At 48.8% G+C, this 12,052-nt stretch carries 11 protein-coding genes; 3 read left to right on the top strand and 8 right to left on the bottom strand.

Annotated elements, in window-relative coordinates:
- Nucleotides 1-83: 83 nt before the first annotated feature.
- Together BP71_RS23835 and BP71_RS23830 are read right to left on the bottom strand one after the other, a co-directional pair.
- Nucleotides 84-953 carry a lysophospholipid acyltransferase family protein gene (locus BP71_RS23835; RefSeq protein WP_496383901.1) on the bottom strand — a complete coding sequence of 290 codons (870 nt, stop codon included), beginning with the start codon at nt 951-953 and terminating at the stop codon, nt 84-86.
- Nucleotides 953-2,056, bottom strand: coding sequence for a hypothetical protein (locus BP71_RS23830; RefSeq protein WP_496383899.1), 1,104 nt, complete (start codon nt 2,054-2,056; stop codon nt 953-955). The genes BP71_RS23835 and BP71_RS23830 overlap by 1 nt, the downstream gene beginning before the upstream one ends.
- 317 nt (nt 2,057-2,373) lie before the next feature.
- Here BP71_RS23830 and BP71_RS23825 point away from each other — a divergent pair, with 317 nt between their 5' ends.
- Nucleotides 2,374-3,342 (top strand): T9SS type A sorting domain-containing protein, encoded by a 969-nt coding sequence (locus BP71_RS23825; RefSeq protein WP_496383897.1) that lies wholly within the window; start codon nt 2,374-2,376, stop codon nt 3,340-3,342.
- Between the two features lie 14 nt (nt 3,343-3,356).
- The gene (locus tag BP71_RS23820; protein ID WP_496383895.1) at nt 3,357-4,178 is read left to right on the top strand and encodes an exosporium glycoprotein BclB-related protein; all 822 of its coding nucleotides are present in this window, start codon (nt 3,357-3,359) and stop codon (nt 4,176-4,178) included.
- 78 nt (nt 4,179-4,256) lie between these two features.
- Here the strand turns inward: BP71_RS23820 and BP71_RS23815 are convergent, their stop codons facing one another.
- The 5 genes from BP71_RS23815 to BP71_RS23795 all read right to left on the bottom strand — a co-directional run bounded on the left by BP71_RS23815 (nt 4,257) and on the right by BP71_RS23795 (nt 9,731).
- On the bottom strand, nt 4,257-6,077 hold the full coding sequence (locus tag BP71_RS23815; RefSeq protein WP_496383894.1) for an STN and carboxypeptidase regulatory-like domain-containing protein: 1,821 nt from the start codon (nt 6,075-6,077) through the stop codon (nt 4,257-4,259).
- Between the two features lie 14 nt (nt 6,078-6,091).
- Entirely contained in the window at nt 6,092-7,081 is a 990-nt protein-coding gene (locus BP71_RS23810) for a FecR family protein (RefSeq protein ID WP_496383892.1), read from the bottom strand.
- A 6-nt stretch (nt 7,082-7,087) separates the two neighbouring features.
- Entirely contained in the window at nt 7,088-7,660 is a 573-nt protein-coding gene (locus tag BP71_RS23805; RefSeq protein ID WP_496383890.1) for an RNA polymerase sigma-70 factor, read from the bottom strand.
- A 123-nt stretch (nt 7,661-7,783) separates the two neighbouring features.
- On the bottom strand, nt 7,784-8,014 hold the full coding sequence (locus BP71_RS23800) for a hypothetical protein (RefSeq protein WP_496383888.1): 231 nt from the start codon (nt 8,012-8,014) through the stop codon (nt 7,784-7,786).
- Between the two features lie 223 nt (nt 8,015-8,237).
- Nucleotides 8,238-9,731, bottom strand: a complete 1,494-nt coding sequence (locus BP71_RS23795; protein ID WP_496383886.1) for a catalase — start codon at nt 9,729-9,731, stop codon at nt 8,238-8,240.
- A 182-nt stretch (nt 9,732-9,913) separates the two neighbouring features.
- On the opposite strand from BP71_RS23795, the gene BP71_RS23790 reads away from it, so the two are divergent.
- Nucleotides 9,914-10,846 (top strand): hydrogen peroxide-inducible genes activator, encoded by a 933-nt coding sequence (locus BP71_RS23790; RefSeq protein WP_496383885.1) that lies wholly within the window; start codon nt 9,914-9,916, stop codon nt 10,844-10,846.
- Nucleotides 10,847-10,862: 16 nt separating this feature from the next.
- Here BP71_RS23790 and BP71_RS23785 read toward each other — a convergent pair whose 3' ends face one another.
- Nucleotides 10,863-12,044 carry an ATP-binding protein gene (locus tag BP71_RS23785; protein WP_496383883.1) on the bottom strand — a complete coding sequence of 394 codons (1,182 nt, stop codon included), beginning with the start codon at nt 12,042-12,044 and terminating at the stop codon, nt 10,863-10,865.
- Between the last annotated feature and the right edge of the window lie 8 nt (nt 12,045-12,052).

Here is a 12,052-nt window from a genome sequence, read left to right as displayed (position 1 = left end):
TGACAATCAATTATTTAAAAAGCATTATTAAAAAATTACAAAAAACCGGGATATGGGGAGAACTAGCTACCCTTTGCTGAATATTACAACACTTTAAGTGCGCTAACCGGCTTCTGCCCTTCCCTGCTCGCAAATTTCCACCGGTTATGCGACCAAAGCCATAGCTCGGGCTGTCTTTGAATGGTGTTTTCCAGGGCCTTATAGTAATGTTCCATAATTCCTGCTTCACCCAGCTGCCGTGCTTCCGCCGTGATCAGCCTGAACCGGAAATGATAATTGTTACGGGCAGTCTGACTTACATCCAGGTACACGACGGCACAATCCCGCCGAACCGCTATCCGTGCCGCACCCGATTGCACAAATGTCTTTCTGTTCATGAAATCAAGGTAGTACTTTCCCGACTCCGGTGGCCGTTGGTCTGCTATCGTTACAAAAATAGCCGGTTTATCCTCGCACCACTCCATCGTCTTGCGATACCACTCGGATTTCGGCACCAGCAATACACCGAAACGCCCGCGCATTCTTCGCAGCCAGCCATCTATCCGCCGGTTCGATACCGGTGAGTAAGCTGCCAATACCTTAGCGTCGGTCTGCAGGGGAAGCGAGAGGAGGTATTCCCAGCTACCATAATGCGAAGCCATCAGCACGATGCGTTTCTTTTCCTTCAACAGACGGTCCAGCAATGCGACGTTCTCGTAGCGCACCAACCGGTCCATATCGGCATGCTTTATATTGCTGAGCATCAATGGCTCTACTACGAGATCGGAAAGGTGACGAAAATACTCCTTCGCCATTTGCCTGATTTCTCCTTCAGACCGTGTTGGAAAACAGCGGGCCATGTTGACTAATACCATGTTCCTGCGATAAGGCCAGATTCGAACCAAGATCAGGAAAATCAGGTCCGCCAGCGACCGCCAGCCCCGTAGGGCCAGCCTGAAACTGAGTGCCTGCATCAAAACAGGATCTGTGCACCAACATTGAACCCTACAAACAGCCCCTGGAAGTCTTTGGATTTGTTGTTCTTCCAGATATACTTTTTGATGAAATCGTAATCATTTTCACGTTCGTAGCTGACGTAGTTGAGTGTGGGCCCCGCAAAGGCCTCGAAACGGTTGCCCAGCTTCAAAGCAGGCAAGATCCGCAACGAATTTTTGAAATAGCTGCCACCGTCAAAGTCTGTCAGAGTGTGGCTTACGGCCTCTACATTTATCCGGAGACTTCTGGCCAGCGGAATATGTGCACCCAAACCGCCCTCGGCCGCAAACATGTCTTTCGCATTGTCCTTGAAATTGTAGCCCACACCGGCGATGCCGTACAACACCCGTCCACCCGAGCGGAAAGATACAATACCCGTCATCGTTTCGTCGAAGGTAAGCGCTACGGATTTTTCACCATTTTTGATGAAGTTAAAGATCGCGATCGGATAGTCGCTGCTGTCGGCGATGTTGATCAAACCAGCCAGTTGAACACCTTTCACTTTTTTCGCAACATTCGCAAAACCACCGATCTGCACATTCACATCATTGGCTTTATTGAGAAAGCCCGCGATCTGAACACCTTTCACATTTTTTCGGGCTATGTTGGTAAATCCGGCTACCTGGGCTGCACCGGCATTTTCTGCCAGATTAATGAAGCCCGCAATCTGCGCACCTTTAGCATCGTGTCCGACAATGTTTCCAAACCCCGCTAACTGGGCTCCGCCCGAGTTATTCCCGACCACATTGGTCACACCTGCTAACTGGACGCCATCGGCATCTTTTCCGGTCACGTTCGCCGCCCCGGCCATTTGCAGGCCCCGTGCGTTTTCTTTAATGACATTGGCGACACCGGCCATTGCGACACCTGTTTCGGCTTTGGAGAGACCGGCTATTGCGTGTATCGAAAAACGGTTGGTATAAGAAGCCGCATTTTTTCCATTGGAACTAACCGGATAAATAAAGCCGACATGTACCGTAGCGGTGCGCTCCTCCTGGGCATACAGAGATGCAAAAGTGGTGGAAACTAATATGATAACGGTAAGCAGAATTCCGGATGGATTAAAAAGAAGATTTTTCATGGGTAATGCATTTGAGAAATTAAAATGTTCAAACGCACACGGTGACCACTATTTCATTGCAGGCCTTCAAATCGATCGCTTCATCCGTATGCAATGAATCGACAACCAGCAGCCCTGTTACCCTATTTTTTTTGAAAAAATTTCCAACAAATAACATAGTTGCCAAAACATATAAATATATCTCTACAAACAATATTCACCTCGAAAATAAATAGGTAGAAATAATTTTATGCAAACTCATTAGCTTCTATAAATATTTATATACATTTATCCAATTATCTTATTATTCAATTTATCACAAAAATCAGTTCACTATTATGAAACGTTATCTGCTTTTTTGTCAACTGGCACTGCTTCCTACTATGGCGGCACATGCCCAGTTCGGGGCCGGCACACAGGGATTCGTCATCAAGCAAAACACTCAGGTGTTTATTGACGGTCTGACCCTGCTGCCCAGCACCGACTTTACAATTGAATCCCGCAACCTGACGATCTCACCCACCCCAATACCCGGCACCCCGCCCAGTATTGCGCGCGTGTATGATTTTAGCAGTTCGGTTGACTTTGTGGGAACTGTCGGTTTTTTCTACCTGGGCTCCGAGCTCAACGGTAATAACGAGAGTACTTTACAGCTGGCACACGGGAATGCAGCTTTTGTAACCACGCTGGGAAGCACGGTGAACATACCGCAGCATTACATTTCGAATACCCTGCCGCTCACCAATTTCACTTCGGTGACAGCTGCGCAGGAAGGCGCGTTACCGGTTACGCTGGTTGATTTCAGTGTAAAGCGGGTGGAAAACCTGACGATGCTCTACTGGCAGACCTCCGAAGAAAAAAACAGTGATTTCTTTGAAATACAGCAGAGCGGGGATGCTAAAAAGTGGGCTGCGATCGGTAAAATAGATGCAGCGCGTGAAAGTAAAGTGCAGAAGGAATATTCGTTCCAGGATCCGGCCAACAGGAAAGGAATGCAATACTATCGTCTCAAAATGGTCGATGCCGACGGTAGTTTTGCGTACAGTGCCATCCGTAACCTGCATCTCGGATCGACAGAACTTGTCAGCGCTTATCCGAATCCGGTGGTAGATAAACTCCATATCGGAACTAACGTAGAGCTGGCTACTTTAAAACTGACTGACGTTTCGGGAAGATCCCTGGTAGAGCTTTCCAAGCCAAAAGCCGGACAAGAGGTTAATATGAAAAACTATCCTGCCGGAACTTACCTGGTTCAGCTAAAAACAGCTGACGGTCAAACTCAAGTGGTCAAAATTATCAAACAATAAACGCTCAAATTCTCATGAAAAATCAATACATCTTCAACGTTCTATCATCCCGGGCCAAAGGGATGTTGCTGACTACTTTGCTCGCTCTGTTTGCACTCTCTGTACACGCACAGGTTGGTATCGGAACCATTACACCTGATGCAAGTTCACAACTCGACATTCAGTCTACATCAAAGGGGCTTCTGATCCCGCGCATGTTGGATTCGGAACGTGCGGGAATCGCCACGCCGGCAACCGGTTTGCTAGTGTACCAAACAAACGGAACTCCTGGATTTTACTACTACACCGGTACAGAATGGGTACCGCTTAAAGCCGAAGCAGCAGCGGGAGGAAGCGCTATTATACCATACGCATCGGGAACCCCTATTGTAATGACAACCGTTCTGGGAGGACTTGTGGGTACGACCTCGGTGCTGGGCTTTGGAATTTCCGCGCCCGGAGTATCACTAATTGGAGGTCTTATCGACGCGACGTCGCTCACCAATATGGCTTATTCCGTACCGCGGAACGGCACTATTACTTCCCTCTCGGGCTTCTTCAGTACCACCGTTGGCTTGTCTCTTCTCGGAACGTCCCTCAACATACATGCGCAATTGTACTCAGCTCCGGCCGGAAGTAATTCATTTTCACCAGTACCTGGCGCGGTTGTAAACCTCGCACCGGCACTTACCGGAATCTTGTCAATCGGTACTACTGCTTCGGGAACTGCTACCGGTTTAAGCATCCCGGTAACCGCGGGCTCAAGATTGCTGCTGGTTTACTCTGCAACAGCAACCGGGCTTTCCCTGCTTAATACTGTAACCGGTTACGCCAGTGCAGGTGTAGCTATTAACTAACGAGGTAATTAAACCATTATCAAAAAGCCCGGAACCGCTTGGTTCCGGGCTTTTTGATAATTCAGCTTATCGGCTCATTTATAACTTCCCGTAGCGCCAGCTGATCCCCGCCTGCCATCCGATCCATGAAGTCAGCTTACCCTTATTCATATCAAAGTTCGGATAACCACCTGGCGGGAAAGACTTATACGTCTCACCACTTTTTGCACCGTCGTTGTCAAATACTGAAAAAGACGGCCCGGCAAACAGCAGGAAACGCTTGTTGAGCTTGTAGGTTGCGGCGAGTTGAAACCGGTAAAGTGACGGCGTATTATTCCAGTCACCCTGGTAGACATTCTGGTTTAGCAATTCTACAAAAAAGCCGGCCTTTTTGAATGGAAAAAACTCCATACCAATACCCGCACCAAACGTGTATATCTTTTTCTCGCTATTTACCCCTGTGCCGCCCATCAGCAAACTGTAAAATTTGTGCGTTCCCATCTTCCAGGCCACATTGAAGGGTGCCACATCACTGGCATACAGGGATACATTGGATGTACTTTTTCTGATAAAATTGAGAAACCCGATACTTACACCCGAAGAACTGTCTGCAATATTGACGATACCGATCTGGACGCCTCTCATACGTTTGGCGTAATTGAACGGAGCAAGCTGTGTGCCTTTGATGTTTCTTGCAATATTGAACCCGCCGGCAATCTGAGTAGCGTGTATAGAGTCTGCTGCGTAGTTTGCAGCACCGGCGATTTGTACGCCCCGATAAGGTCCCCGCACCTGATTATAACCTCCTGAGATCTGGGCTCCGTTTCCCCCATGGCGGATGAGGCTGATAGCACCGGATACCTGCACACCGGATAACTCCTGCCCGGTGCGGCTCAAAAAACCGCTTACCTGTACTCCGTCGACCCTTTTGCTCACCATACCACTGAAACCCGACACCTGAACGCCATTCAGCGAATCGATGACATTGTTACTGAAACCTGCTACCTGCACCCCGCTCACACGCCCCGAAACGACGTTGAAAGCGCCCGCAATCTGGACATAGCGTACATCCTGCTTGGAAATATTGAAACCGCCCGCGATCTCCACTCCATTGACTCCCGCCGTATAACCTCCTGCCAGGTTCAGTGAAAATTTGTTAACCACCTGCCCGCTCATGCGCCCGTGCGTACCAAGCCCGGGTGTGAGGGAAGCCTGATAAGGTAACGCAACAAAAAAACGGCCGATGTTACGGCTCTGCGCGCGCAACTTAGCGGATAAAAACAGCCGCGCCAGCCAGGTAGACTCCCCTTCGGAATAGCGCACGATTAACGGATCGAGGTCCACTGCGCGCGGCAGGATCATGATTTCGTGGCTACTCTCGTCGGCATGGCCCAAAACGAACGTAGTATCGCCGTACCCTACTTTGCTGATCGTAAACTGGATGGGAAAAACCCTGTCCCTGATACGGAGCCTGAAACCGCCGTCATCCTCCGACAATGTGGATATCAGCAGTTGACGGGAGTAAACGCTGGCGTAATCCACCGGCTTTCCCGTTTCCCCATCGATGATCCGGCCATTGACATGAAACGACTTTTCCTTTTGGACCGGAAGGATGATCAGGTAATCGCCTTTCTCCCGGTACTGATAGTTGTTGTTGAAAAGCTGGTCCAGCACCTGCTTCACGGTCCGCCGGGATGCATTCAACGTCACGAGACTATCGCCCGGGATGAGATTGCTGTTGTATGAAAAATAGAATTTACCCTGGTCGCTCATCATTTTCAAAATGGCAGAAACCGGCTGCCCCTTCACGGAGATATCAACCGGTTTGTTCAGGATCTGCTGCGCAAAGCAACTGCACGGGACCACAATAAAAATGACGGCCAGCCTCAGCGCATTGCGGAAAATAAAAGTTCGATTCATTCCGAAAGATAAGGCTATTTCAAAATGATCTGGTCGCCGTGGTATTCTGTTTTAAGTGAAAGGGTCTCCTCGATGATACTCAATATGCTCCGAAGATTCTGCTGATCAAAAGTGGTGTGGATGGGAAGATCCCTCAACCGTTCGTTCCCGATCACGATATCTGCCTCATACGCCTCGTTCAGGATCTCGACCAATCTCCATAACGGTGTGTTGTCACAAATCAGCTTTCCGGTACGGTAATAGTTATGGAATTCATCTTCGGCCCTGCCCTTCCGAAGTTGCGGATCGGCTTTTACCGCGATGGCCTCTTCCTGAGGCGTAAGCCTTACTTTCTGATTCGCACGGGCTACCTCCACAATACCCGTTTCCACCACCACTTCGGTTCTCTTCGCATTATCCTTCACATTAAAAGATGTACCTACCACCTTCACCGTCACATCATTGACTGAAATAATAAAAGGCTTTGCCTTATCTGGTGCCACATCGAAAAAGGCCTCGCCGGTCAGTTGTACGGCCCTGGTTTTCCCATCAAAGTGCTCCGGATAGGAAATGCTGGATTTTTTATTGAGGGTCACGACGGAACCGTCGGGAAGCGTGTCGATCAGAGTCGCCAGGCCTGAACTCACCGTGAGCATTTCACCGGGTGAGCTCCGTTTCGCGGCCAGGTAGCTCAGCCAGCCAACCCCGGCTGTCATGAGCACCATGGCTACCATCCGTAATATCCTGAAAACCGGTTTCGGGTGAAGAGGCATCACTTTAACCTCTTCGGTTACACCGCGGGTTCTCGCCTTGAAACGCTCCCAGGCAGCGTTTTCATCAACGGTGCTTTTACTCACGAGCCGTTTGCTCTCGTTCCAGATCAATTCGAATTGTTCGAAATACCGCTGGTTTTCATCGTTATCGAGTAGCCATTGATTAATCTCGATCTGCTCCGCAACGCTGGCCTCGTCGAGCATCGACTTCACCAGCAATTCATCTATGCTATGATTATTTTCTGTTTTCATGACTGATCAGCTGAGGAAAAAAAGTAAAAAGGAGGCGGGTAGAAAATCGGCCAGTTTAATTCGCAGCAGGCGCAGGGCTTTCCCCATCTGGTTCTCGACCGTCTTGACCGGTATTTGAAGCTGGTCGGCAATTTCCTGGTATTTCAGCTCTTCAAACCGGCTCATTTGAAAAATGGTGCGGCATTTCTCGGGCAACTCCCGCAATGCAACGTCCAGACGGGTTTCCAGTTCCGATAATTCGAGGTGCTGCGAGGTGCTGTTGCTATGCTCTACGTGGTGCAGGGCATAAGTTTGGTATGCGTCCCGCACTTTCAGATGTTTGATATAATTGAGGCTTTCGTGGTAAACCGACCGATACAGATACCCGCTGACCGACTCACGGATATCGATGTGGTCCGTTTTTTCCCACAACCTGCAAAACACATTCTGGACCATCTCTTCGGCCATGACATCGTCCCTCAATATGGTGCAGGCATAGGCATGCAATCCTTTGAAATGTTTCTTGAAGACCTTCTCAAACTCCGATTCTCTGTCCCTGCTCAAAACCGTTACGTGGTCATCCGCTAAGGCTGCATTCATTGTACCGAATGATTAATGATAAAAAATAAGCGCCCGACTCGGGTTGTACATATCATTGACAACCGGTCGGGCGCTTACCCTAAATTTTCCGGAAAAATTTTCCGGGTTATGTCTTTACTTGTCTTACTTCTTTTTAGCTGCGTTGGTCGAATCCGCTTTGTTCACTTTGTAGCGTTTATCGGGCGTCCCGTCCTTTTTCAGATGTTTGTTTTCCTTATAGCGCTTATCGGGTGTACCATCCTTCTTCGTTTTGGCAGCAGTGGTTTTTTCTTTTTCCGCCGGCGTGGTTTGTGCGAAAATGGGGCTTACCACCGCCATCATCGCCAGTAACAGCCATAATCTCAGGTTTTTCATAGTTGATAAAATTAAAAAGTGAGTGATAGTTAAAGAGTTGCTAAGTTACAATTCCTGTGTGAATTGTAAACCGGAGAAATCTCTGTAAAAGAAAGTTTAATGACGATTTAATCCCAATACCCGTTATACGTTTTCCTTGAAATAAAACCGGTTCACTTGTATCAGGTAAAACAGCCGCACCGGAACGATCCGGCACGGCTGTGAATGCGCTTTATATTGCCTGCTATCGATGTGCGAACATCGCTGCATCGGCCTCGACTCCCAAACCTGCCGCAATGCGCGCACCCAGTTCGGAGTCGCAACGGAAGAAATGGCATAGTTGCCTGTTCAGGATCAATTCCCGTTTCGGGCCGGAGACATTTCTCAGAGAGCCAAGCAGGTTGTTGACCTGCGTCGTTCTTTCCTCATCGTTGAAAACCTCCCTGAAAAGAATGCCAGGCTGTGTGTAATGATCGTTTTCTCCTTCGCCATTGCGGTCATACCAGTCGGCTGTCAATGAATCCAGTTCCAATGCAGCTTCTTTATAAGTTTGGTCCACTTCGATCGCGTCGAAACTATTGGGAAAATAATTGGGCGAGCTTCCGCCATTACCATCGAGGCGCATGAAACCGTCGCGCTGGTGATTGCTCGTTGCATAGGGACAGCGGTTTACCGGCAACTGCTCGTAATTTGTTCCCAGTCGGTAACGCTGGGCGTCCGGATAGGATAGTAACCGGCCTTGCAGCATTTTGTCCGGTGAGTATCCTATCCCATCCACCACATGGGACGGCGCAAATGCGGCCTGTTCCACATCGGCAAAGTAGTTGTCCGGGATCCGGTTTAGCTCCAATACGCCTACGTCGATCAATGGATAATCTCCCTGTGGCCACGTTTTGGTCACATCAAACGGGTTCCAGCGGAATGTTCCGGCTTGCTCGCGGGTCATCACCTGGATTTTTAGTTCCCATTTCGGATAATCACCGGCATCGATAGCCTCCACCAGGTCGCGCTGAGCCCAGTCGGCGTCCATACCCTTCATCCGGCCTGCTTCTGCATCCGTAAAGCTTTTGATTTTCTGCTGTGTCTTGAAATGAAATTTGACATATACCAATTCATTCTCTGCGTTGATCAACGAGAAAGTGTGGCTCCCGAAACCGTGCATGTGCCGATAGCTGTATGGTGTGCCACGGTCGCTGAACAACAGCATTACCTGGTGCAGCGACTCCGGGTTCAGCGACCAGAAATCCCAAACCATCGTCGCACTTTTGCAGTTGGTGCGTGGGTCGCGTTTTTGTGTATGAATGAAATCGCTGAATTTCTTGGGATCCTTGATAAAAAAGATCGGTGTGTTGTTGCCAACCAGATCCCAGTTACCATCTTCGGTGTAAAATTTCAACGCAAACCCGCGGGGGTCGCGCTCGGTATCTGCCGAGCCTTTTTCACCGCCTACCGTCGAAAAACGAAGAAAGGTTTTCGTTTGCTTTCCAATTTCGCTGAACAACTTAGCCTTTGTATACTTTGTAATGTCATGCGTTACGGTGAAAGTCCCGTAAGCACCCGATCCCTTCGCATGAACAACCCGCTCAGATATCCGTTCGCGATTGAAATGCGCCATCTTTTCATGTAAAACAAAATCCTGCAACAGAACAGGACCTCTCGGACCGGCGGTGAGCGAGTTTTCATTTTCTGTGTAGGGTCTTCCCGAGGCGGTGGTTAGTTTCTTTTTCTCGTCTGCCATGGTTATGTAGCTTAACTGATTTTGATAAATTGTAGAATGCGCTACAATGCTAGGGCAATAAAAAGAATCAACCAAACTAATAGTTTCTATCTTTGCATAAATGAAATCTATCCAATTTCGAATCCCGGAGGTAGGACGAATCAAGATTCCATTAGACAAATAATCAATAAGACTAAACTATCATGAATATCCAGCAACTGGAATATATTGTCGCGGTCGACAACCACAGGCACTTTGTACAGGCAGCCGAGCATTGCAATGTTACCCAGCCTACCCTCTCGATGATGATCCGGAAACTGGAAGAAGAGCTTTCCGTGAAAATCTTCGACCGGACCAAGCAGCCCATCGTCCCTACCGGTATCGGACGGGAAATCATCGATCAGGCGAAAACGATCCTGCGTGAAGCATCGCGGATGAATGAAATCGCCAAACATTTCAACGGCGACCTGTCCGGTGAACTGCATGTCGGTGTCATCCCGACCATCGCTCCCTATCTGCTGCCCCATTTCGTGAATCCGTTCATTTCAAAATATCCGGACATCAAACTACATGTATCCGAAATGATCACGGAGCGCATCATTACCGAACTCAAAATGGGTAATCTGGACGTGGGGATTATCGCATCTTTGTCGGAGGAAAGCAGTTTGAGGGAAATACCCATGTACAAGGAGAGGTTCTATGCCTATGTGTCGGAAAAGACGGACCTTTATGCTAAACAGTACATTTTGCCTACCGATATCGAGCCCAACGAGCTGTGGCTGCTCGAAGAAGGGCATTGTTTCAGGACGCAGATCCAGCGGTTATGCGAGCTGAGCCGCAACAGCCAGTTTGGTAGCAGTTTCAGTTACCGCTCGGGCAGCATTGAAACGCTGATCCGGATGGTTGAGCGCAATGGCGGTATCACCATCCTGCCCGAAATGGCTGTGATGGAATTGTCCGAAGAAAGGCAAAAGCATATCCGGCATTTTCGCTTTCCCGAGCCCGCACGGGAAGTTTGCCTTGTTGTAAACCGGGAACAAATGAAGGCCCGTCTGATCGACGCATTGAAACAGGGGATTACCGAACATCTGCCTGCCGGGATCGTCAACAGGGAAGTGGAGTTAAAGGTACTGTGATAGAACAAGGGAGGTTTCAAACGATAAAACCTCCCCAAATGTACCCGTCGAAAAGCCTTGCGGGGTGCCTGCCCACTACATACGAGTCATTAATGCCCAGATTTCTGGCAAGTGACTGCGTGTTTTTCAAATCGGCTTCGGTCCCGGTTTCTTTTACTTCGAAGCACCGCTTCCGGTCGAGTATGAAATCGATCTCCCGCCCTGTTTTAAGTTGGTAGTAGGCAATTTCACCATGGTGTAAAAGCTGGTTGAAAACCGCATTCTCGAACTTTACCCCGCTGCTCAGCTCAACAAACCGGGAAGCTACCCCGTTGTCCAGGAAATAAACTTTTTTTGCCTTTACGATCTCCCGCTCGGGACTATTGGACAAAACAGGGATCGTTTTTACCAAATAACTTTTTTCAAGTAAATCCAGATAATTTTCGACGGTTTGCCTCGCCATGGCCGTAACACTCGTCAGTTTGGAGATATCCAGCTTGGTGCCAATGCGGACAGCAAGTAGCCGGATGAGCTTGAACAGGTTCGTTGGGTTTCGGATATCGGAGAGTAAAGTGAGATCGAAATTGATGTACGAACTAATGATGTCGCTGAGCAGGTCTTTCCTCTCCTCGTCAGAATCCGCCAGCACCACCTCAGGAAACCCTCCAAATTCAATGTATTCGTCATAGTAAGCTTTCAGGCGTTCATATTCGGCAGGGATAAATCGTGTTGCTGCGTCGATGCTCAGCCGTTCTGCCCGCACTCCTTTGAATGACAGCAATTCCCCGAAGCTCAGCGGATAAATTTCAAATATCTTCTTCCTCCCCGCCAGGGATTCCGAAAATTGGTTTTTCATGTAATAGGCACTGGAACCCGTTACGATAAACTTGATATCATAAGTATCGTAGAGGTATTTCAGGACACTCGGCAGATTAGGCACCAGCTGGATTTCGTCCAGTCCGATCAGCACTTTTTTCGTAAAATCGGTTCCCTGCCGGGTAAGTGCCTGTACAATGGTTTCGTAGTTAGGCTCTGAAAAGAGTGCTCGCACATCGATCCTTTCGAGGTCGAAATAATGCTTCTGGGGGATATCACATTGCGCCATCAGCTGCTTCACCAGGGTCGTTTTCCCGGTTCGTCGCATACCTGTCAGCACTGTGATCTGTCGCCTGGTGGCGTGGGCTAGAAGCTTTGGATAAATGTTGCGGGCGTGAAACATAACACTAT

The sequence above is a fragment of the Dyadobacter ginsengisoli DSM 21015 genome (genome assembly GCF_059568735.1).
Note: the sequence above shows the minus strand (reverse complement) of the source record. Positions and strands in the feature narration are given on the sequence as shown.

Excerpts from the sequence above, each read along its gene's own strand:
- BP71_RS23800 (WP_496383888.1), bottom strand. The coding sequence starts at position 8,014 with ATGAAAAACCTGAGATTATGGCTGTTACTGGCGATGATGGCGGTGGTA.
- BP71_RS23785 (WP_496383883.1), bottom strand. The coding sequence starts at position 12,044 with ATGTTTCACGCCCGCAACATTTATCCAAAGCTTCTAGCCCACGCCACC.
- BP71_RS23835 (WP_496383901.1), bottom strand. The coding sequence starts at position 953 with ATGCAGGCACTCAGTTTCAGGCTGGCCCTACGGGGCTGGCGGTCGCTG.
- BP71_RS23795 (WP_496383886.1), bottom strand. The coding sequence starts at position 9,731 with ATGGCAGACGAGAAAAAGAAACTAACCACCGCCTCGGGAAGACCCTAC.
- BP71_RS23805 (WP_496383890.1), bottom strand. The coding sequence starts at position 7,660 with ATGAATGCAGCCTTAGCGGATGACCACGTAACGGTTTTGAGCAGGGAC.
- BP71_RS23815 (WP_496383894.1), bottom strand. The coding sequence starts at position 6,077 with ATGAATCGAACTTTTATTTTCCGCAATGCGCTGAGGCTGGCCGTCATT.
- BP71_RS23820 (WP_496383895.1), top strand. The coding sequence starts at position 3,357 with ATGAAAAATCAATACATCTTCAACGTTCTATCATCCCGGGCCAAAGGG.
- BP71_RS23810 (WP_496383892.1), bottom strand. The coding sequence starts at position 7,081 with ATGAAAACAGAAAATAATCATAGCATAGATGAATTGCTGGTGAAGTCG.
- BP71_RS23825 (WP_496383897.1), top strand. The coding sequence starts at position 2,374 with ATGAAACGTTATCTGCTTTTTTGTCAACTGGCACTGCTTCCTACTATG.
- BP71_RS23830 (WP_496383899.1), bottom strand. The coding sequence starts at position 2,056 with ATGAAAAATCTTCTTTTTAATCCATCCGGAATTCTGCTTACCGTTATC.
- BP71_RS23790 (WP_496383885.1), top strand. The coding sequence starts at position 9,914 with ATGAATATCCAGCAACTGGAATATATTGTCGCGGTCGACAACCACAGG.